Annotated in this window: 17 protein-coding genes and 2 tRNA genes; 4 read left to right on the forward strand and 15 right to left on the reverse strand. The window is 69.7% G+C overall.

The window, feature by feature from the left end:
* Nucleotides 1-107: 107 nt before the first annotated feature.
* From JX283_RS03225 to JX283_RS03240, 4 genes are all read right to left on the reverse strand, one after another.
* Nucleotides 108-183 (reverse strand) — tRNA-Arg (locus JX283_RS03225).
* A gap of 42 nt (nt 184-225) precedes the next feature.
* The gene (locus JX283_RS03230) at nt 226-1,248 is read right to left on the reverse strand and encodes an aspartate-semialdehyde dehydrogenase (RefSeq protein ID WP_370583405.1); all 1,023 of its coding nucleotides are present in this window, start codon (nt 1,246-1,248) and stop codon (nt 226-228) included.
* Entirely contained in the window at nt 1,245-2,567 is a 1,323-nt protein-coding gene (locus tag JX283_RS03235; RefSeq protein WP_204829321.1) for an aspartate kinase, read from the reverse strand. The genes JX283_RS03230 and JX283_RS03235 overlap by 4 nt, the downstream gene beginning before the upstream one ends.
* Nucleotides 2,568-2,603: 36 nt before the next feature.
* Entirely contained in the window at nt 2,604-3,749 is a 1,146-nt protein-coding gene (locus JX283_RS03240; RefSeq protein ID WP_204829322.1) for a homoserine dehydrogenase, read from the reverse strand.
* A 104-nt stretch (nt 3,750-3,853) separates the two neighbouring features.
* Here JX283_RS03240 and thrC point away from each other — a divergent pair, with 104 nt between their 5' ends.
* Both thrC and thrB read left to right on the forward strand, forming a co-directional pair.
* Nucleotides 3,854-5,347, forward strand: coding sequence for a threonine synthase (thrC, locus tag JX283_RS03245; RefSeq protein WP_204829323.1), 1,494 nt, complete (start codon nt 3,854-3,856; stop codon nt 5,345-5,347).
* Entirely contained in the window at nt 5,344-6,237 is an 894-nt protein-coding gene (gene thrB / locus JX283_RS03250; RefSeq protein WP_204829324.1) for a homoserine kinase, read from the forward strand. The genes thrC and thrB overlap by 4 nt, the downstream gene beginning before the upstream one ends.
* Here thrB and JX283_RS03255 read toward each other — a convergent pair.
* On the reverse strand, nt 6,188-6,673 hold the full coding sequence (locus tag JX283_RS03255; protein ID WP_204829325.1) for a VanZ family protein: 486 nt from the start codon (nt 6,671-6,673) through the stop codon (nt 6,188-6,190). The two genes, thrB and JX283_RS03255, sit on opposite strands and share 50 nt — an antisense overlap.
* 1,855 nt (nt 6,674-8,528) lie before the next feature.
* Between JX283_RS03255 and JX283_RS03260 the strand changes: the two genes are divergently transcribed.
* Nucleotides 8,529-9,335 (forward strand): SDR family oxidoreductase, encoded by an 807-nt coding sequence (locus JX283_RS03260; RefSeq protein ID WP_204829326.1) that lies wholly within the window; start codon nt 8,529-8,531, stop codon nt 9,333-9,335.
* A 100-nt stretch (nt 9,336-9,435) separates the two neighbouring features.
* Here the strand turns inward: JX283_RS03260 and rho are convergent, their stop codons facing one another.
* The 7 genes from rho to JX283_RS03300 all read right to left on the reverse strand — a co-directional run bounded on the left by rho (nt 9,436) and on the right by JX283_RS03300 (nt 18,387).
* Entirely contained in the window at nt 9,436-11,331 is a 1,896-nt protein-coding gene (gene rho, locus JX283_RS03265; protein ID WP_239652444.1) for a transcription termination factor Rho, read from the reverse strand.
* Between the two features lie 259 nt (nt 11,332-11,590).
* Complete coding sequence (locus tag JX283_RS03270; protein WP_204829327.1) at nt 11,591-12,286, reverse strand: MarR family transcriptional regulator; 696 nt, start codon at nt 12,284-12,286, stop codon at nt 11,591-11,593.
* Between the two features lie 402 nt (nt 12,287-12,688).
* The gene (gene argS, locus JX283_RS03275) at nt 12,689-14,563 is read right to left on the reverse strand and encodes an arginine--tRNA ligase (protein WP_204829328.1); all 1,875 of its coding nucleotides are present in this window, start codon (nt 14,561-14,563) and stop codon (nt 12,689-12,691) included.
* Between the two features lie 105 nt (nt 14,564-14,668).
* A complete protein-coding gene (locus tag JX283_RS03280) occupies nt 14,669-16,159 on the reverse strand; it encodes a nicotinate phosphoribosyltransferase (protein ID WP_204829329.1) in 1,491 nt (496 codons plus the stop codon).
* A 735-nt stretch (nt 16,160-16,894) separates the two neighbouring features.
* Nucleotides 16,895-17,137, reverse strand: a complete 243-nt coding sequence (locus JX283_RS03290) for a hypothetical protein (protein WP_204829331.1) — start codon at nt 17,135-17,137, stop codon at nt 16,895-16,897.
* 166 nt (nt 17,138-17,303) lie between these two features.
* The gene (locus JX283_RS03295) at nt 17,304-18,245 is read right to left on the reverse strand and encodes a radical SAM protein (protein ID WP_239652445.1); all 942 of its coding nucleotides are present in this window, start codon (nt 18,243-18,245) and stop codon (nt 17,304-17,306) included.
* A gap of 66 nt (nt 18,246-18,311) precedes the next feature.
* Nucleotides 18,312-18,387 (reverse strand) — tRNA-Ala (locus JX283_RS03300).
* Between the two features lie 475 nt (nt 18,388-18,862).
* Between JX283_RS03300 and JX283_RS03305 the strand changes: the two genes are divergently transcribed.
* Nucleotides 18,863-20,023 carry a glycosyltransferase family 4 protein gene (locus tag JX283_RS03305; protein ID WP_370583406.1) on the forward strand — a complete coding sequence of 387 codons (1,161 nt, stop codon included), beginning with the start codon at nt 18,863-18,865 and terminating at the stop codon, nt 20,021-20,023.
* Nucleotides 20,024-20,204: 181 nt separating this feature from the next.
* Here JX283_RS03305 and rplT read toward each other — a convergent pair whose 3' ends face one another.
* From rplT to infC, 3 genes are all read right to left on the reverse strand, one after another.
* Nucleotides 20,205-20,564 carry a 50S ribosomal protein L20 gene (gene rplT / locus JX283_RS03310; RefSeq protein WP_204829332.1) on the reverse strand — a complete coding sequence of 120 codons (360 nt, stop codon included), beginning with the start codon at nt 20,562-20,564 and terminating at the stop codon, nt 20,205-20,207.
* 63 nt (nt 20,565-20,627) lie between these two features.
* Nucleotides 20,628-20,822 carry a 50S ribosomal protein L35 gene (gene rpmI, locus JX283_RS03315; protein WP_204829333.1) on the reverse strand — a complete coding sequence of 65 codons (195 nt, stop codon included), beginning with the start codon at nt 20,820-20,822 and terminating at the stop codon, nt 20,628-20,630.
* Between the two features lies 1 nt (nt 20,823).
* Entirely contained in the window at nt 20,824-21,387 is a 564-nt protein-coding gene (gene infC, locus JX283_RS03320; protein ID WP_204829345.1) for a translation initiation factor IF-3, read from the reverse strand.
* Nucleotides 21,388-21,572 lie beyond the last annotated feature (185 nt).

Raw genomic sequence — 21,572 nt, forward strand, 5'->3', positions numbered from 1 at the left:
CACCCTACAGGGCGGCTGCGACGCACCGGACGCAGACCGCACCCCCCCCCGCCATGGCAAAAGCCCCCACGGCCGGCTTGCGGCCACGGGGGCTCTCCTCAAGGTCATGGTGCGCCCAGGCGGATTCGNACCGTCGACCATCGGTTTAGAAGACCGGTGCTCTATCCACTGAGCTATGGGCGCGTNATCTGGACCTTGCAGCTCCAAACAGCGCCCATTCTACCCCTAGAGCAGCAATTCTGCTATCTGCACAGCGTTGGTGGCGGCGCCTTTCCGGATCTGGTCGCCGCAGCACCAGAACGTGAGCGAGTTCACGCCCTCCGGCGCCGAGACGTCCTCGCGGATGCGGCCCACGTACACCAGGTCCTGGTCGCTCGTGTCGAGCGGCANGGGGTAGAGCTGCTCGGCCGGGTCGTCCACCACGCGCACGCCTGGGGCCTGGCGCAGCACATCTCGGGCCTCGTCGGGCGTGATGGGGCGCTCGAACTCCACGGTGATGGACTCGNTGTGACTGCGGGCGATGGGCACGCGCACGCAGGTGCAGTTCACGCGCAGGTCGGGGTCGTGCATGATCTTGCGGCCCTCGTTCTGCATCTTCATCTCCTCGGAGGTGTAGCCGAGGCCGTCGAAGCCGCCGATCTGCGGGATGAGGTTGTAGGCCAGCTGGTAGGCGAAGGCGCGGGGCTCCGGCATGGGGGTGCCCTCCACGATGGCCTGGTTCTCGGCCTCCAGCTCCTCGATGCCGGGGAGTCCGGCGCCGCTGGCGGCCTGGTAGGTGCTGCAGACGATGCGCCTGGCGCCCGCCACGCGCGACAGCGGCGCCACGCACACGAGGCCGATGATGGTGGCGCAGTTGGGATTGGCCACGATGCCGTGCTTCCAGGCCACGTCCTCGGGGTTGATCTCGGGCACCACGAGGGGTACCTCGGGGTCGAGCCGGAACGCGCTGGAGTTGTCCACGCACACGGCGCCGGCGGCGACCGCGTGGGGCAGCAGGGCCTCCGCCACGGGGTTGGTGGCGGCGCCCAGCACGATGTCGACGCCCTCGAAGCTCTCGGGGGTGGCCTCGGTCACGCGCAGGAGACNGCCGTTCCAGCACATGTCCGTGCCGGCGGAGCNCTTGCTCGCAAGGAGTCTCAGCTCGCCCACGGGGAAGTCCCGCTCCTCGAGGCACTGCAGCATCTGGGCCCCAACGGCGCCNGTGNCGCCGANGATGGCGACGTTCTTGGGTTCGGGCACCGCCCTCACTTCCCTTCGTTCACCACGAACGCCTCGTACACCACGGCCACGGTGCGCTCGAAGTCCTCGTTGTTCACTCCGATGATGATGTTGATCTCCTGGGAGCTCTGGGTGATCATGCGCACGTTGATGCCGGCGTTGCCGAGCACCCCGAGCAGCCTGCCCGACGAGCCGGGGCGGGAGCTCATGTTGCGGCCCACCNCNGAGACCAGAGCCAGCTTGTCGACCACCTTCACCTGGTCGGGCTGAAGCTCCTTCTGGAGGTCGGCCACGATGGAGTAGACGGAGTCCTTGACGTCGGCTCCGTTCACCACCACCGAGAACGAGTCGATGCCCGTGGGGATGTGCTCCACGCTCACACCGTAGCGCTCGAACACCGAGAGGGCCCGGCGCATGAAACCCACGGCGTCGCTCNTGTGCGTCTTGGCGATGTAGACCGTGATGAAGTCGCGCTTGCCGGCAATGCCGGTGATCACCGGGTCGTCGGGGCTCGTCTCCACGCGCTCGCGGATGATGGTGCCCTGGGCCCCGGGGTCGTTGGTGTTGAGGANGGCGATGGGGATGTTGGCCTCACGCACCGGGAAGATGGCCTNCTCGTGGAGCACGTTGGCGCCCATGTAGGAGAGCTCGCGCATCTCGTCGAAGGTGATGCGCTCGATGGTGCGGGGGCGGTCCACCACGCGCGGGTCGGCCGTGAGGAAGCCCGAGACGTCGGTCCAGTTCTCGTAGAGGTCGGCCGAGAGGGCGTTGGCCAGGATGGAGCCCGTGATATCGCCGCCGCCGCGGTCCAGCAGCTTGATCTCGCCGTCGCAGGTGGCGCCGTAGAAGCCGGGCATGACGAAGCTCCCGCGGCGCACCACGAGCTCGCGCACGCGATCGGCCGTGCGCTCGAGGTCGAGGGTGCCGTCGTGGTGGAAGACGATGGCGTCGGCGGCGTCCACGAACGGCAGGCCCAGGTACTCGGCCATAAGGTGCGCGGTGAACCACTCGCCGCGACTCACCACGTACTCCGGGGAGTCGTCGGCCAGGCCCTCGCGGAAGTCGCGGAACTTCTCGGCCACGGGCCAGGTGAGGCCCAGCCCCTCCTTGATGGCGAGGAAGCGCCCCTCGATGTCGTCGAGGAGGTCCGAGCAGTCCACGTGGTAGTCGCGGTGGGCGTTCACGAGGTAGAGGAGGTCGGTGACCTTGTTGTCGCCGGCAAAGCGCTTGCCGGCCGCGCTCACCACGACGAAGCGGCGGGCCGGGTCGGCGTCGATGATGCGCTTGACCTTGGCGAAGTNCTCGGGGCNGGCGACCGACGAGCCGCCGAACTTGGTGATCTTGATCATCGGGCGATGGTCCTTAGCTCTCGGGGGCTCCGGGCCCTAGTCGACGTCGGCCACGGCGGCCATNAGGGTGGCGGGGTCCTCNGCGAGGAGGGCGTCCGCCAGGGCCGCGGCCTCGGTGGCGGAGAGGCCGCCCACGGAGACGTAGCCGGGCGCGACCTCCACGGCGGTGCCGGGGGTGTCGGCGGGGAGCGCGGCCGCGGTGCGGAAGACGTAGTCGGCGCGGAGCAGGCCGGGCTTCCAGGACAGGGTCTCCCCCGTGGGGTAGACGGGCCGCTCGCCGCCGGCGCAGTCGACGAGGTCCTGCACCATGGCGTTGCCCGTGGGCAGCGCGCCGGCGCCCTGGCCGTAGAACTTGAGCGGGCCCACGGTGGTGCCCACGAGCGTTGCGATGTTGAAGTTGTCGGGCACGTTGCCCTCCACCGACGCCAGGGGCAGGAGCACCGGCTCCACGCAGGCGGCGTNGCCGTCGTCGTCGCGGGCCGNGCGGGCCATGAGGCGCACGGCGTAGCCCAGGTCGGCGAAGGTGTCGAGGTCGGCCTTGGTGAGGTTCCGGATGCCGTGGACCGGGNTGTCGCGGCGGCAGAGCGTGCCGAACGCCACGGTGGAGCTGATGANGCACTTGTTGGCNACGTCGATGCCGTCGATGTCCGCCGACGGGTCGGCCTCGGCGTACCCGAGGGCCTGGGCCTGGGCGAGCACGTCGGCGAACTCGGCCCCGTCCTTGGCCATGCGGTCGACGATGTAGTTGGACGTGCCGTTGAGGATGCCCGAGATGCGCTCGATGCGGTCGATGCGGCGCGCCTTCTCGATGGAGGCGATCCAGGGGATGCCGCCGCCCGAGGTGGCCTCGATGAAGAAGCCCACGCCGGACTCCTCGGCCTGGGCGCAGAACTCCGGCANGAACGCGGCCACCACGGCCTTGTTTGCCGTGACCACGTGCTTGCCGGCGGCGAGGCTCTCCATGATGAAGGTGTGGGCCGGCTCGAGGCCGCCCATGGCCTCCACCACGCACTCGATGGAGTCGTCGGAGACGNTGTCGGCGAAGTNGTAGGTGACNCGGGGGTCGTCGTAGGTGCCCGGGAGGGTGAGGATGCGGGCCACCTCGAGGGAGGGGGCGCGCGAGTCGACGATCTCGATGACGCCGCCTCCCACGGTGCCGACGCCGAGAAGGGCGATTCTCATCTCTGTTAATCCAATCTTTCGCGGCCATCGCCCCTCGGCGACCCACGGGGCGGCTCCGCTACCATGGGCAGAACCCTGCACCGCTCGACCGAGGGGGAGTCTCGATGGATTCGTTCTACCACAGCACCCGTTCTCTGCTCGAACCCGTAACAAGCAAGCAAGCAATACTGGCGGGCATCGCACCGGACGGCGGGCTCTACGTGAGCGACGGGGTGCTCGCCTCCCCCCTCGACCTCGAGCCGCTCTGGGCCGGCGACTACCCCTCCCGCGCCCGGCGCGTCCTCGGCCACCTGCTGCCGGACTTCACCGAGCAGGAGGTGGCGGGCTGCGTGCGCCGCGCCTACGGCGGCACCTTCGACGACCCGGCTGTGACGCCCGTGACCCCGGTGGGCGACGACTGGCTGCTGGAGCTCTTCCACGGCCCCACGAGCGCCTTCAAGAACGTGGCGCTACAGATGCTGCCCCAGCTCATGGGCCAGGCCCGCGCCGGCGACGGCCGCGACGTCATGATCGTATGCGCCACCTCCGGCGACACCGGCAANGCGGCGCTGGCGGNCTTCGCCGACGTGGAGGGCTGCGGCGTCTGTGTGTTCTACCCCGACGGCAAGGTGAGCGACGTCCAGCACCTGCAGATGGCCACCCAGGCCGGCGGCAACGTGGCCGTGTACGCCGTGCGCGGCAACTTCGACGACGCCCAGGGCGAGGTCAAGCGCATCTTCGCGGACCGCGACCTGGCCGTGCGCCTGGCCGGGGAGGGCGTGTTCCTCTCCAGCGCCAACTCCATCAACGTGGGGCGCCTCGTGCCGCAGGTGGTCTNNTACCTGGACGCCTACGCCCAGCTGCTGGAGCGCGGCGCCGTGGCCATGGGCGACGAGGTGGACTTCTACGTGCCCACCGGAAACTTCGGCGACGTCCTCGCCGGCTACTACGCCAAGCGCCTGGGCCTGCCTGTGGGGCGCCTCCACGTGTGCTCCAACGCCAACGACGTGCTCTGCGACTTCCTGGCCACCGGCACCTACGACCGCCGGCGCCCGTTCCACAAGACCATCTCGCCGTCCATGGACATCCTCGTGTCGTCCAACCTGGAGCGGCTGCTCTACTTCGCCTCCGACGGCGACTGCGAGCTCGTGGCCTCCCTCATGGCCGACCTCGCCGAGAAGGGCGCCTACACCGTGCCCGCCCCCGTCATGGACGCCATCCGCTCCACTTTCTCGGGCGGCCGCGCCACCGACGACGAGTGCCGCGGGACCATCCGGCGCACCTGGGAGCGAGACGGAGTGCTGCTCGACCCCCACACGGCCGTGGCCAAGACCGTGCTCGACGCCCAGGAGCCCCAAGGCCGCGCGCGCGTGGTGCTCGCCACGGCCAGCCCCTACAAGTTCCCGGCCGAGGTGCTCGCCGCCCTGGGCGAGGACGTTGCGAGGCTCGACGGCTTCGCCGCCATGGACCGTCTGGCCGCGCTCACCGGCACCGAGCCGCCGGCGCCCCTCTCGGCCCTCCGGGACCGCGCCGTGCGCTTCACCGAGGTCGTGGACCGCGACGCCATGGGCGCCGCCGTGGAGCGCGCCGCCGGGGCCGTCTTCCNCGCGGGGGCGTGACGGTGTCGCGCGACCGGGTCTCCGTCTGGGTTCCGGCCACGTCNGCCAACCTGGGCGTGGGCTTCGACTGCCTGGGGCTGGCCCTCACGTTGGGCAACCGCTTCACGTTNNAGCGGGCGGAGGAGAGCTCCTTCTCCGGCTGCGAGCCGCGGTTCGCCAACCCGGGCAACCTGGCCTACACGACCTACCTCGAAGCCTCGCGGGCCCTCGGCGTCAAGCCATCGCCCGTTGCCCTCTCCTGCGAGACGGGCATCCCGCTCTCCGGCGGCCTGGGCTCCAGCTCCACGTGCATCGTGGCCGGCATCGCCGCGGCCCACGCCCTCGCCGGCGTGGAGGTGGACCGCCGGCGCCTCGTGGAACTGGCGAGCGAGCGGGAGGGCCACCCCGACAACGTGGCCCCCGCCGTGCTCGGCGGTCTCACGAGCTCCTTCACGACGGGGGACGGCGAGGTGGTGTGCATGGAGGCCCCCGTGAGCGACGCCTGGCGGTTCGTGGCCGTGTGCCCTCCCTACGAGGTGCGCACCGAGGACGCCCGCCGCGTCATGCCCCCCTCCGTCCCGCTCGCCACGGCCGTGTGGCAGATGGGCCGTGTGGCCGCCACGTGCCACGCCCTCGAGACCGGCGACGGCGAGCTCCTCGCCAAGGCCTGCGACNACCGGCTCCACNAGCCCTACCGCCGCCCCCTCATCGCCCACTACGACCGCTGCCGCGCCNCCNGCNNGGGGGNCGGCGCCTCGGCGTTCTGGATCAGCGGCTCGGGCTCCACCATGATGGCCGCGTGTCTGGGCGACGCCCGCGCCGCCGCCGTGGGGGCCGCGGCCCAAAGGGTCGACCCCGGGCTCAGGACCTTCGCGCTCTCCTGCTGCACAGACGGGACGTCCATCCGCTGAGGGCGAGGCCGCAGGCGGCACCCGCCATGTCGATGAGGACGTCGCGCACCATGCCGGAGCGCCCGGGGACGAAGAGCTGGATGCACTCGTCGGCGCTCGGCACGAGCACCACCGTGAGGGCCCGGGCCGCGTAGGCCGCCCTGTTGCCGCGACGCCCCGGGTCCGCAGGGAACGCCTGGCGGCAGACGAGGCCCATGACGAGGNACTCGNTGAANTGGGCGAGCTTGCGCACGACGAACTGCATGAGGTCGGCGTCGGTGACGCCCACGGCCTCGAAGAGCGGGCGCACGAGGCCCACCACGAAGGCGCTGTCGCCGAGCGACGCGTCGCCCGCCTTGAGCGAGCGGCTCCACATGAAAAGGCACCAGCACACGAGGACGGCGCGCCAGACCCAGGTCCGGCGCGCCGTCTTGCCGTCCTTGGGAGAGGCCGTCACCTACACCACCTTGAGGTCGGCCGACGTGCCCCCGGGGATGACCTTGAGGGCGTGCTTGACGGCGCGGCGTGCGGTGCGGGAGCGGTTCTCGCCCATCTCGTGGGCTACGAGGTAGTTCACGTAGCTCGCGGTGTCGGTGACCTCGGGGTGGCCGGCCGGCGCGCGGAACGTGAGGAACTGCGTGTCGGGCTCCAGGCCGTCGGGCTCGTCGAGGGTGTCGTCGCCGCCCACGAAGTCCTGGAAGCGCGAGAACTCGGCCACGGGCTCCACCTCGCAGCGGACGCCGGCCGGGGTGGACTCGGCCTTGCCAGAGACGAGGTTGTCGTCGAAGCGCTGGTCGAGGGCGTCGAGGGCCTGCTCCCAGCCGTCGGAGCGGCCCTGGAGGTCCATGCAGTCGGTGGAGTCGGCCTCGAGGGCCGCGGAGGCGGGGACGGGCGTCGTGGCGACGGGGGCCGCAGACCCCTCGGCGGTCGCGGTGGCGGCGGGCTCCTCCCGGTCCAGGGTCTGGGCGGGGCAGCCGGGGACGTTGGAGGCCGAGAAGGGCACCTCGAAGGAGACGGAGGCGTCCACGGCGGCGGCCACGTCGTCCACGGTCTCGCGGATGGAGGCGAGCTCGTTGGAGAGGTCGCGGGAGATCTCGAGGTCGTTCATGGCGGCGGCGGCCTCCCACCAGGAGGTGCCCACGTCGGCCACGGTGCCGTCGGCGCGCTGGATCATGGGCAGGTCGTCCATGATGTCGCCGCCAAGGCGCTCGGCAAGGACCCGGCCCACGCCCTTGGAGAGGGCCATCATGCGGTTCTTGAAAGACTTCCGCTGGGCGTACTGGGCGGCCACGCTCTCGTAGTCCTCCACCGGCGCGGCGGTGTGGAGCCCGGCGTCGCCCAGGGTGGGTGCGGAGAACGGGCGCTCCTCGTCGGGGACGCCGAAGGCCGGCAGACGGTCGGCGAGCGGGGCCGCGGGGTCCGGGGCGACAGGGATCGGAGTGGCAGGCTTCGCGGCGGGCGCGGCCTGCACGGGCTCGGATGCCGGGGCGGCGGCACGGGCAGCGGCGACGCTCCCCTTGAAGTGGCGGCCCTTGGGGCGCGGCGCGGCGTCGGTCCCCGCCTCGGACGCCTCCACGGGCGCGGAGGCCTCGGCAGCGGGCGCGGGCTCGGAGGCCTGCGCTACGGGTGCGGGGGCGGCGAGGGGCGCCTCCTCGACGGCCGTCGCGGCGTCGGTGCGGCGCAGCCGGTAGCGGGGCTCGCCCGTGGCCACATGGCGGCCGGTGACGGTGCCCGTGAGGCGCGTCTCCTGGACGGCCTCCTCGAGGGCCGAGATGCGGGCGAGGAGCTCCGAGCGCTCCCCCGCCACGGCCCGGCGGGCCAGGACGGCCGCAACCGCGGCGCCGGCGGCGAAGCCGAGGACGGCNGCGCCGGTGCAGGCGAGCATGGGGGACGCCCCGTCGAGGGGCGACNCTTGGGCGAGGGAAGGGACCGACCAGAGGGTCGTGGAAGTTGCCAAGCCTGCGAAAACCGCCCGGCTCCCGTGATCTTTGACCATCGATGCATNCCTTCGCCGCGNGGACGCCTACGGCGGCGGTATGAGCAGATGGGGAGCGGTGTCCCCGGGATGCGCTGGGCGTACGAGACGCTTGCAGTGCAACGGTTTGGTGGGTTTCTGCTGCGTTTACCGTCGCGAAGTGCGTCGAACCAACTCCGACTATAGTCCATTTTCCCTCCTGTACCCTATGCCAAATCCATGATTCTTCCCACAACGGAACCACTCGCCGGTCCGCCGAGGGGTAACCACCCACATGTACGCCGCACCGTGCAAAANTGTCGAAAGCACTTGGGAGACCCCGTCGAAAGGACCCACCGTGCGAAACATCGCCATCGTCACCGGCGCCTCATCCGGCCTCGGCCTGCGCTTTGCCAAGCTCCTCGACCAGGGGGCCGGCGGGCCGCTCGACGAGATCTGGCTCATCGCCCGCAGCGCGGAAAAGCTTGACGAGGTCGCCTCCGACCTCGCCGCCCCCACCAAGGTCCTCGCCCTCGACCTCTGCGACCCCGCGAGCTTCAAGGCCGTGGACGGGGCCTTGGCCGCCGAGCGCGACCTCAACGTCCAGTGGCTCCTCAACTGCGCCGGGTTCGGCAAGTTCGGCCCCTTCACCTCCATCGGGGCCACCGCCAACGGCAACATGGTGCGGCTCAACTGCCTCGCCGTGGTGGAGCTCTGCTACAGCTGCCTGTTCTACATGCACGCGGGCTCCCGCATCGTCAACATCGCGAGTGCGGCCGCCCTCGTTCCCCAGCCCGGCCTCTCGGTCTACGGGGCCACCAAGCGGTTCGTGCTCGACTTCTCCCGCGCCCTCGACCGTGAGCTCGGCGACGCCGGCATCCACGTGAGCGCCGTCTGCCCCAAGTTCATGGACACCGCGTTCCTCGACCGCCCGGGCAGCGAGAAGGCCCTCGCATCCATGGAGTGGATCGGCTTCGAGGNCCCGGACGCNGTGTGCGCCAAGGCCCTCAGGGAGTCGCTCAGGGGCAAGGCCTGCATCATCACCGCCCCGGACATGTGCGTGGCCAACGGCCTCTGCAAGGCGCTGCCCACGGGCCTGGTCATGGCGCTGCAGGGCGCCGTGGGAAGGACCTATGCCAGGCACCGGAAGAAGAACGGCCGATAATCACCCCCCCCCCACGACGAGAGGGGGCGGCGCGCCGCGGGATACCCCCGGCGCGCCGCCCCCGTCTTGCCGAGGGACGACCCCTCGATGCCCATGGACGCTAGTCGGAGTACTCCAGCTGCGCGGCCTTCTTGGCCGAGCGGATGAGAAACTCCTGGTTGGTCTCGGTCTGCTTGAGGCCCTTCACGAGGGAGGCCTCGGCACGCTCCACGTTGTTCATGTTGGCGAGCACGCGGCGCAGGCCCCAGACGAACGGCTGCATCTGCTTGGCGATGAGCAGCTCCTCGTTGCGGGTGCCCGACTGCACAGGGTCGATGGCTGGGAAGATGCGCTTGTCGGCCAGCTCGCGNTCGAGCTTGAGCTCCATGTTGCCGGTGCCCTTGAACTCCTCGAAGATCACCTCGTCCATCTTGGAGCCNGTGTNCACCAGAGCCGAGGCCAGGATGGTGAGCGNNCCGCCNTTCTCNANGTTGCGGGCGGCGCCGAGGAAGCGCTTGGGCGGATAGAGGGCCGCGGAGTCCACGCCGCCCGAGAGGATGCGCCCGCTCGCGGGCGCCGCGAGGTTGTAGGCGCGGGCCAGGCGCGTGNTGGAGTCGAGCACCACCACGACGTCCTCCCCCTCCTCCACGAGACGCTTGGCGCGCTCGATGACGAGCTCGGCCACGTGGGTGTGGTTGTCGGCGGGCATGTCGAACGTGGAGGCCACCACGTCGCCGCGGATGGAACGCTCCATGTCGGTGACCTCCTCGGGGCGCTCGTCCACGAGCAGGCAGATGAGGTGTACCTCGGGGTTGTTCATGGCGATGGACTGGCAGATGTGCTTGAGCACCGTGGTCTTGCCGGCCTTGGGCGGGCTCACGATGAGGCCGCGCTGGCCCTTGCCCACGGGCGCCACGCGGTCGATGGCGCGCCCGGTAATGGACTCGCGGCCGGTCTCCATGTACAGGCGCTCGTTGGGGTAGACGGGCGTGAGGTCGCGGAAGCGCGGGCGACGGCGGGCGAGCTCGGGGTCCTTGCCGTTGACGGCGGTGACGCGCGCCATGGGCGGGAACTTGTTGCCGGGGCCGGCGGGACGCACGGTGCCCTCGACGAGGTCGCCGCGGCGCAGCCCCAGGTTNCGGATCAGGGCCTGCTGCACGAAGNCNTCGTCCTCGCCCTGCATATAGTGGTCCGTGCGCACGAAGCCGTAGTTCTCGTTGGTGATCTCGAGGACGCCCGTGACGGTGCGGAAGCCCTCGGCTCGGGCGGCGGCATCGTAGATGGCGTCCACGAGCTCGGCCTTGCGGAGGCCCTTGGGGTCAACGTCGTACTCGGCCGCCTTGGTGCGGAGCTCGGCCACCTTGNGGGCCTCGAGCTCCTCGCGGGTGAGGCTGGGTGCCGTCTGCACCTGCTTCTTGTGGCGGTTGTTGCGGTTGTTGCGGCCGTTCTGCTGGTGGCCGCCGTTGCGGCCGTTGCCGTTGTAGCCTTTGCCGTTCTGCTGGTGGCCGTTGTTGCCGCGGCCCTGGCCGCGGTCGCGGTCGTTCCTCTCGGGACGGTCGCCCCTGTCGCGCTCCCCCCTGTCGCGGGTGTCGCNGNGCGCCCTCTCGGCCTTCTCCTGGCCCCGGTCGTCGCGGGCGTCGTCGGCCCCCTTGCCGGCCTTGGCATCGCCCTGGCGGTCCTGGGCGGNGTCGTCCGCGGCCTCCGCGGCCTTTTTGCGGGGCCTGCCGGGACGGCGCTTGGGCTTGGCCTCGCCCTCGGGCTCGCCGGCCTTCCCCTTGGCCGGGGACACCTCGGGGGCCTCGGTGGGCGCGGCATCCTTGGTGGGCGCCGTCTCGGTCTCGACGGGCTTCTTGCGGGGACGGCCCGGCCTGCGCTTGGGCGTCTCCTCCGCGGGAGCGTCCGCCGCGGCGTCCCGGGGCTCGGGCGGCTTCACGCGGCGGCGGCGCTTGGGCTTGGCCGGTTCCTCCGAGGGGGACGGGTCCGCAGGTGCGACGGCGGGATTCTCGTCTTGGGCCATGGGGAGCCTTTCTTCTTGCACACAGGGTTGGGAGGGCATCACGGCGTCCGGCGCGCGACGGCATGCGGGNTGGGACGCTGAGGTGCTCTGGAAGGTGGCGGGACATGCGCCCGCGGGGAGCAGCGGCTCAAAGGCCGCGGCATCGCAGGCACTATACCACAGCAGAGCCCTGCGGTTTGACGCCCTCCCCCAGCGGCAAGAAAAAAACGCCCGCCGGATGGGCGGGCGCCTGCATGCGGGGCGAATGTGCGCCGACGGGCTACTCGGCCTCCGCGGTGCCGTGGGAGCGGCGGTTGCGGCGCACCACGATCTGGTTCACGCGGTCGGCCAGCTCCAGGGCACGGGCCTTGCCCTCGGGAAGGAGGCACACCTGGAGCGTACGGGTGGCGTCGGGCGTGGCGCGGTTGCGCTCCACCATGCCGCGGTCCACCAGGCTGGAGACCGNCATGGACANGGTGGGCTGCAGCAGGCCAAGGGTGCGCACGATCTGGGAGACGGAGAGGGAGTCGTCGCCGCTCATCTGGAGGGCGAGGAGCACGAGGTCGCCGGACATGCAGAACACGGTGCCCATGGCGTCGATGAACTTGCAGATGCGCTCGGGGCTGGAGCGGTGCAGCGGGGCGCCGTTCTGGATGTGGCTGCAGACCTCGCGGCAGAGGCGGTCCTTGACCTCGACGCCCTTGTCGGAGATGGCGCAGCANACGTTACGTCGGTCGTGGATGCCCTCGTGGCGCGNNGTGAGGCCGAGACGGGCCAGGTGGTTGGTGCGGTGCGTCATAGTGGGGCGCAGCACGCCCTGGTAGTCCGCGATCTCGGAGGTCTTCAGCTCGTCGCCGTTCTCGAAGAGGTGGCAGAGGATGGCGAGCTCCTCGAAGGTGAGGCGTTCGGGCGCCGGCGTCTCCTGGCGAACGATGTTGCACGCGCATCTGACGGACATGAATTCCTTGAGCTCCATGACGCTGCCTCCCCGATCGGTCTGTGGGCCGTTGCGACAGAAACGGGGTCCCCTTTGGCTCCCGTCATGCCCAGAATATCAATTCCGAGCGCTGATGTACTCAAAAAGGACTCTTTTTCTATCGCATTCACGTGTATACCAAATTCGTATCCTTTTCTACTCCAACTCTCGGCGATTTTCAACTTCCAGATTAGCAAGCAGCTGAAGTTCATACTAAAAGTAGGGAACACCCACTTCTGCCAGGGCGTAAGTGCCACCGGGTGCTGGGGAAATACGGCGAATGTGCCAGCCTACGCCGGACAGTTCCTTTTTACCTTCTTTGTAGGATCGTTTTAGGAGCAGGCCGGGACAAAAAAAGCGGCGCAGGCTACAGCCTACGCCGCTTCAACAACTCAAAGATACCTACGCGTTATCGTTCGTCGCCTCTCGATACATCCTGTCGGGGGCGGAGACGCCGATGAGGCGCAGCGCCACCTCGAGGTTGATGCGCACGGCGTCGCACACGGCCAGGCGGGCGTGGGACAGCGCGGGGTCGATGGGACGCGCGTCGGACGGCAGGATCTGGCACTCGTTGTAGAAGCGGTGGAACTCGCTCGCCAGCTCTTGGACGTAGTGGGTGATGCGGAAGGGGGCGCGGTCGCGGGCGCAGCCGGCGACGAGCTCGGCGAACTTGGACATCGTGCGGGCGAGCTCGGCCTCGGTGGGGTCGGTGAGCAGCGAGAGGTCGGGGTCGGGGCCCACGGCCTTGGCGGCCACGGCCTCCATGCCCATCGTCTCCGCCTCGGCGTAGTCGACGNCGGCGGCACGNCGCAGGATGGAGCAGATGCGCGCGTGGGCATACTGCACGTAGTACACCGGGTTGGAGCTGTCCTGCTTGCGGACGTTCTCGATGTCGAAGTCGATGGTCTGGTTGGACGAGCGGCTGATGAGGGTGTAGCGGGTGGCGTCCACGCCGGCCTCGTCGATGAGCTCGTCGAAGGAGACCATGGTGCCGCGGCGCTTGGACATGCGGACGGGCTCGCCATTACGGAGCAGGTTCACGAACTGGCCGAGCAGCACCTCGTACTTGCCCGGGAAGCCCATGGCCGCACCCACGGCCTGCACGCGGCGGATGTAGCCGTGGTGGTCGGCGCCGAGGATGTTGATCTCGTAATCGTAGTTGGTGAGCTTCTCCCAGGTGTAGGCCACGTCGGAGGCGAAGTAGGTGTACTCGCCGTTGGACTTCACGACCACGCGGTCCTTGTCGTCGCNGAAGTCCGTGGTCTTGACCCNGAGGGCGCCGTCGTCGGTGCGGTAGAGCAGGCCCTGCTCCTCGAGCATGGCGAAGGTGGCGTCGATGGGGCTCACGCCGGTCTCGGGATCCTTGACGTAGAAGGAGCGCTCGCTCTTCCAGTTGTCGAACTCGCNGCGCNCNCTNGAGCAGGTGTCCTTGATGCGGCCGAGCTGGAGCTTGTAGCCGCGCTCGCGGAACTCGGGGGCGCGCTCCTCCTCGGTGGCGCCCATCCANCTGTCGCNGTCGGCGTCCCAGAACTCGCGGGCGAGGGTGATGATGTAGTCGCCGCCGTAGGAGTTGCCGCCGAGCTTCTCGTTGAAGGAGTCCATGTAGGGGTGCGTCTCGGGGGCGGAGTCGTCCTCGTCGGCGATGNAGGCCTCGCGGTCGTCGACGAGGAACTGCACGGCGCCGTCGAGGTCGAGGCCCTCCTTCTCCATGACCTCGCCGATCTGGAGGTAGCGCTCGGAGATGGAGTTGCCGAAGACGTCCATCTGGGAGCCGTGGTCGTTGATGTAGTACTCGCGCTGGACGTCGTAGCCGGCGAAGTCGAGGACGTTGCAGAGGGAGTCACCGATGGCGGCCCAGCGGCCGTGGCCCACGTGCAGGGGGCCGGTGGGGTTGGCGGAGATGAACTCCACCTGGACCTTCTCGCCGTGGCCGGCGTCNGAGCGACCGAAGNTCGCGCCCTCGGCGCGGGCCTCGGCGAAGATCTCGTTGTGCGCGGCCGTGGCCAGGTAGAAGTTGATAAAGCCGGGGCCGGCCACCTCGACCTTCTCGACCTCGGGCGAGGCGGGCATGTGGGAGGCCACAGCCTCGGCGATCTTGGCGGGGGCCATGCGGGCGAGCCGCGCCGATCGCAGGGCCACCGTGGAGGTCCACTCGCCGTGGGAGGTGTCGGCCGGTCGCTCGACGCCGGCATCGGTCACCTCGAAGGCGGGAAGGTCGCCGGCGGCCTGGGCGGCTGCCACGGCCTGGCGCACAAGCTCCTCGATGGTCTCAGGCATGGGAGAGGTCCTTTCTCACAGCGGATGAAACACCCCGGGAAGGACACGGGGCAAGAATGCAAGTAGTGTATCACGGAGCACCGCCCCTGCAGCGGGCGCAAAACCTCAGGCCACGGGGTTGCCCGCGAGCTCGCGCTCCTCCCGGGCGAGGCGGCTCCTCAGGGCCGAGAGGCCTGGTTCCAGCGCCACGGGGTAGATCTGCGGGTTGAGGAAGCGGCGCGTGGCCGGGTCCAGGTAGCGCAGGGACGCGCGGCAGCGCTCGCGGGCCTCGTCGATGGTGCCGCCCTCCCCGGTGTCGGCGCCGTCGCGCACGAGGCAGACGAGCACCTCCTCGGCCTCGTAGCGGCCGAAGTCGTAGAGGGTGTCGACGTCGAGCACGTCCACGGCGCGGCCGGCGCGGGTCTCGTCCACCCAGTCGTCGTCCACGATGACGTCCCCCACGGGCACGCCCGACGCGTCGCGGTAGCGCAGGATGTGCTGGACGCCCGGCACGGTGCGCTTATAGGCCATCTCGGAGAGCTTCATGGTGGGGCGCCAGGTGCCCTCGTCACCCTTGCGGTAGGCCGAGAGCTTGTAGACGCCGCCGAGGGACGGCTGGGGATCGGCCGTGGCANGCTTGGTGCCCACGCCGAAGGAGTCGATGGNGGCCNCTTGGGCGAACAGCGACTGGATGGTGTACNCGTCGAGGTCGTTGGNGNCGCTGATGCGCACATAGCCGAGGCCCTCCTCGTCAAAGCGCGCCCGGGCGAGCTTGGAGAGCTTGGCGAGGTCGCCGGAGTCTATGCGCACGGCCGCCAGGCGCTCCCCGCGCCCCTCCATCTCGTGGGCCACCGTGATGGCGTTCTCGACGCCCTGGGCCACGTCGTAGGTGTCGACGAGGAGCACGCAGTTGTTGGGCGNCGAGCGGGCGAAGGCGCGGAAGGCCTCGAGCTCGCTCGGGAACGCCATGACCCAGCTGTGGGCATGGGTGCCGAACACCGGGATGCCGTAGATCTTGCCGGCGAGCACGTTGGAGGTGGAGCTCGCGCCGCCGATGTAGCTCGCACGGGCCACGGCCAGGCCGCCGTCGGGCCCCTGGGCGCGGCGCAGGCCGAAGTCGCTCACGGTGTGGCCCTCGGCCGCCTGGACCACGCGGGCCGCCTTGGTGGCCACGAGGGTCTGGAAGTTCACGAGGTTGAGCAGGGCCGTCTCCACGAGCTGGCAGGCGATGATGGGCCCCTCCACCCGCAGCAGCGGCTCGCGGGGGAAGACGAGGTCGCCCTCGCGCACGCCGTGGATGTCGAGGTCGCACCTGAAGNCAGCCAGGTAGTCGAGGAAGCCNTCCTTGNNCATGGGGCCGCCGCTCGGGGCCTCGAGGCCCCGCAGGTACTCGACGGTGTCGGGCTCGAAGCGGAAGTTCTCCACGAGGTCGGCCACCTGGCCCGCGCCGCAGGCCACGGCGTAGCCGCCGCCGAAGGGGTTCTCGCGGAAGAACATCGAGAAGACCGCGCGGGTGTCGGCCAGCCCGGACTCCCAGAACCCCTGGGCCATGGTGAGCNCGTAGAGGTCGGTGTTGAGTGCGACGTCGGTGGGGACGGTGCGGTCGGTGAGCGACATGGGAGGTCTCCCTTTGCTGTACGCGGGCGGTGGCGCGGTTCGGGGCAATGGTAGCGCGCCCTCCCCCGTTTTGCGGGGAAGGGCGCGCACAGGTCCGGAAAGACCGGGCTTTATCTGGGCGCGAAGGCGATGTAGAGCACTCCGCAGACCATGAGCACCACGCAGATGGCGAAGACGACCTTCTGGGCCGTGGGCATGGAGAGATCGTCGCCGGGCTCCNTGCGCCGGCGGGCCTGCTCCTNGCGCTCGTGCGCCGCCGCGTCGCAGGCCTCGGCGTCTCGCTCCGCCCGGAGCCGCTCGAGCTCCGCGCGCTCCCGTGCGGCTGCGGCGTCGGCCTCGCGGCGCCGTTTCTCGGCGCGGAGCCGCTCGAGCTCCGCGCGCTCCTGGTCGCTCAGGGCGTTGGGCGTGTCTGACATGGGGCCTCCCGACGGAGAAGGGACAGGACGGGCCTAGCGCTGCTCGGCCTCGTCCTCCATCTTCTCAGCGATGGCGCGCTTTGTCTCGCGGGCCTCGGCCTCGTCGGCCAGGCGCTCGGCCTCGGCCCTCCCGGCGACCTCGGGGCGCCCCTCCTCGAGCTGCTCGNCCATCTCGCCCACGGNGTGCTCTCGCTCCATCTTCTCCTTGCCGCCGATGCCGCTGCGGTCGTTGAGCGGCTCGTCATAGATGTATGCCATGGTCTCTCCTCACGAAAACGGGCGCCGGTCCTCCCGGCGCCCTCCCTGTGTGCCGAAGGTCCTACCGGCCGATCTCCTCGTCACGGGCGGTCTCGTAGACCGAGTCGTAGACGGTTTGACGGAGGTAGCCCTCCTCCTCGTTGTCGATCATGTCGCGACGGGCATGCTCGAGGACTTCCTTCTCCTCCTTCTCGGCCTTCACCCGGTCGTCGAGCGAAGCCTGCTCGGCCTCGGTCATCTCCTGCGGGCGGTCGAGGTCCTTGGACTCGCGGGTCTCGTGGTCGCGATTGAAGAAATCGAACATGCTTGCCTCCTTCTCGGGCGCGTCGGTCACAACCTTTCGCGCCGGTCTATACCCCGCTTGCAGACTCACAACCGCGGTGTACCCCGCGCAGNNGCGCGCCTTCACGCAAACGGGGGCCACAGGGCGCCGGGGCCGGGAGACGGCAGGTTGGCATGCCNNNTNGCGCTCAGAGCTCGGGGCCGGCCACNNCGGTGTCATCGAACTCNGGCACGAANCTCTCTGNGACCGTGCCGCCCTGCTGCCACCACATGCGCTCGAAGCCGAGCGCGTCCGCGTGGTCGAGCACGCACTCGTACTCGGCGTCCGTCACGGTGCGGGAGAGCTCGTCGCCGCGGGCGCGGCACTCGGCGTTGGGCGTGTACTGGTTCATGACCGAGAGGGCCACGCGGTTGCCGCCGATCTCCCACACACGGTCGAGCACGGCCATGGAGTCGTCCGAGGCGCCGGGCATCACGAGGTGCCGCACGACGACGCCCTGCAGCATAGTGCCNTCGGGCGCGAGCCTGCGACCGCCCCGGGCCTCCACCTGCGCCACCATCTGGGAGAGCGCGGCGGCCGCCACCNGGGGGTAGTCCCGGGCGCGGGAGTAGCGGGCCGCNAGGTCCGGCGAGGCGTACTTGAAGTCGGCGAGCCAAACGTCCACGACGCCGTCGAGGGCCGCCANGAGCTCGGGCCGCTCATAGCCCGAGGTGTTGCAGAGCACGGGGATGGCGAGCNCGGCGTCACGGGCCAGCGCCACGGCCCGGGCCACCTGCGGGGCGAAGTGCAGCGCCGTGACGAGGTTGACGTTGAGGGCGCCCTGGCCCCGCAGCTCCAGCATCACCATGGCCAGGCGGCGCGCCGAGACGGCGCGGCCGAAGCCCTCCGAGCTGATCCGGTGGTTCTGACAGAAGACGCACCCGAGGGGGCAGCCCGAGAAGAAGATGGCGCCCGAGCCCGCCTCCCCCGAGATGGGTGGCTCCTCCCAGTAGTGGAGGGCGNCCCGGGCCACGCGGACCCCGTCGCCCTGGCCGCACACGCCGCGGGGGCCGGGCGCCGTGCGGTCGACGGCGCACCCCCGGGGGCAGAGGCGGCACTCGGTGTAGGCGGACTCGTCGAGCAGGCCCACGGCACGCTCCCCTCGGACGCTTACGAGAAGAGGGGCGCCCCCGGGGGCGCCCCTCTTGGATTCGTCTGGTGGAGACGAAGGGAATCGAACCCTCGGCCTCTGCCATGCGACGGCAGCGCTCTCCCAGCTGAGCTACGTCCCCAAGCGCATTTGCGCAGAAGCGATTGTCGCACCTGCGGCCCCGCGCGTCAAGCGGCGCCCGGCACGGGAAAGGGCGGGGCCCCGATGGGCCCCGCCCCGAATCTGCGAGTCNACNCCGCGGGACGATAATGAACCCACCTCTCACAGGTGGGTGTCCTCGTCGCCGGTTCCAGCTTCCTCAACAGCGGAGGATACCTGTACTGAGGACGAGATGCGGACTCCCTGAAACAAACGCGTCGGTTCACCCAGTTTGTACCGCGAAAGTCGACGAACTCATAATACCCCACCCCTCGTCGCTCCCCCGCCGGAGGGCGCGAAAGTGCNCAAAACGTCGGGAAGCGGCCGGGAACGCCGGGCGACGGCGCATCCCCTCCATGCAGAGGCCATGGCCTTTTTGGCCAAGGCGGGCCATGAAGTAGACTGGAAGACCTGACGGCCGCGACGGACGGCCCGGGCGGACACCGGAGGGAGGTCCCGTGAACTGGATACCGTTCNCCAGCGTGTTCCTCGCGGCGCTGGCGGGTACGCTCGCCACCGAGCCGGTCGCCCGGAGGATCGCCGTGGCCCTCGGCGCCGTGGACATGCCCTCCAAGCGCCGCGTGAACGTGAGGCCCGTCCCCCGCATGGGCGGCATCGCCATCCTCTGCGGGCTCATCCTCGCCTGCATCGTGCAGTACCTGGGCACCACCCGGCTCCAGTGGCCCGTGGTCCTCGTTCCCAGCCCAAAGCTCACGGTGACCTACCAGGGCATCGCGGCGTCGGTCCTCGCCATCTTCGTCGTGGGCGCCGTGGACGACGTGCGGCAGCTGAAGCCCCTCCCCAAGCTCCTGGGCCAGGTGGCTGCGGCCTCCATCGCCGCCGCGAGCGGCNTGGTCATCGGCGACATCGTGAACCCCTTCGCCGGTGGCGAGATCGCCCTCGGCTGGCTGGCCTACCCCATCACCGTAATCTACCTCGTGGCCTTCGCCAACATCATCAATCTCATCGACGGCCTCGACGGCCTCGCCGCCGGCATCACGTGCATCTCGAGCTTCACGATGTTCGTGCTGGCCGTCCTCGCCCACCGCATGGACGCCGCGGCCCTCTCCATCGCGCTCTGCGGCGCCACGCTCGGGTTCCTCCGGTACAACTTCAACCCGGCCTCCATCTTCATGGGGGATTCCGGGTCGCTGCTGCTCGGGTTCCTCCTGGGCGTCATATCGCTGCTCTCCGTGGCGCGCGTCGCCGGCCTCACCACGCTGCTTCTCCCCCTCGTGCTCGCCGGCATCCCCATCATCGACACCTTCTCGGCGATCGTGCGCCGGCGCCGCGCCCACGTCTCGGTGGGCCATGCCGACAAGGGCCACATCCACCACCGCCTCATCGAGGAGGGCTTCAACCAGCGCCAGGCCGTGGTGCTCATCTACCTGTGGACGGCCGCCCTCTGCCTGGGGGCCGTCGTCATGACGCAGGTGGAGCNCCTCCCCCGCATCCTCGTCCTCGCATTCCTCGTGGCGATGTCGGCGCTCTTTGCCATGAGGCTCAAGCTCTTCACGCCCGTCCTGCTCCACCACTACGACACCCAGGGGCGAGACGAGCTCATCGGCCCGGACGACCCGGAGTTCGAGGAGGAGGCCCACCGCCAGCACATGGGGTGAGGCAGCAGGGCCGTCGCCCTTGGGACAGAAGTGTCAGGATGGTGGGACAGAAGTGCCCGACCATTGGGACAAAAGTGTCCGGGTGGTGGGACGCGGGACTAACGGCGGAGGGGCGCCGCCCGTATCCGACGATACCGGCGGCGCCCCTCATGTCATCCGATGGTGCAGGTCCCGTCGCGCCCTACTCGGCGAGGGCCTTCTTGGCGACCTCGGCCAGCTCGGCGAAGGTGGCCTCGTCCTCGTAGGCGATCTGGGAGAGGACCTTGCGATCGAGCTCCACGCCGGCGAGCTTCAGGCCGTGCATGAAGTTGGAGTAGTTGAGGCCGTTCATGCGGGCGGCGGCGTTGATGCGCTGGATCCAGAGCTTGCGGATGTCGCGCTTCTTGTTGCGACGGTCGCGGTACTGGTACTGCATGGAGTNGCGGCTCTGCTCCTTCATGCCGCGCAGGGTGCGCGAGGAGGTGCCGTAATAACCCTTGGTGCGCTCCTGGAGGGTGCGACGACGCTTCTTGGCGTTCACAGCGCGCTTGACTCGTGCCATGTAAATCAACTCCTAAATGGGGCCCGGGGCCCGGCGAAAACGAAGGGAACGGAAGGGCGCGAGCTACTTGCCCATGCGCTGGGAGACGACCTTGGCGTCGCCGGCGGCCAGCGGGGCCTCCTTGCGGAAGCGGCGGATGCGCTTGGGCGACTTCTTGGTCAGGATGTGGCTCTTGANGGCGTGGGCGTGCNTGNTNTTGCCGGTGCCNGNGCGGCGGAAACGCTTGGCAGAACCCTTGTGGGTCTTCATCTTGGGCATGCTAGTTCTCCTTCTTCTCTGCAGTGTCCTCGGGCTTCTCGTCGAAGGCGCCCNTGATGNGGGCNACGAGCATATGCANGTTGCGGCCCTCCATCTTGGGCTGGGACTCCACGGTGGCGTAGGGCTTGAGGTCGTCGGCGAGGCGCTCGAGGACGTTCAGGCCCTGCTCCGGATGGGCCATCTCGCGGCCGCGGAACATGATGGTGATCTTGACGCGCGCGCCCTTCTTGAGGAAGCGCATGACGTGGCCCTTTTTGGTCTCGTAGTCACCGGTGTCGATCTTGGGACGGAACTTCATCTCCTTGATCTCGACACGCTGCTGGTTCTTACGGGCCGCCTTCTGCTTGATGGCCTGCTCGTACTTGTACTTGCCGTAGTNCATGACCTTGCAGACGGGCGGGTCGGCGTTGGGGGCGATCTCCACCAGGTCGAGGTTCTGCTCGTCGGCGATGCGCTGGGCGTCACGGACGCCGAAGAGCCCCAGCTGGGAGCCGTCGACGCCGATCAGGCGGCAGGTACGGGCGTTGATCTGGCCGTTGATGCGGGGTCCATCGTTCTTGGCTATGTCGGTGCACCTTCCTCTCTGCGCGGCCGGGGCCGCATAGAAAAACCGGTGGCATCCCAAGGAAGCCACCGGCACGCAACACCTGTGAAGACGCGGCGCCGAGCGCCGCGAGATCCGTTTTGCTGGTACCAGTCAGCGACCCGCGGGTGCCGATCAGGTGGGGACGCGAGGTCCCGCTTGGGCAT

This window comes from Olsenella sp. CU969 (assembly GCF_905219715.1).
Taxonomy (GTDB): Bacteria; Actinomycetota; Coriobacteriia; order Coriobacteriales; family Atopobiaceae; genus Granulimonas; species Granulimonas faecalis.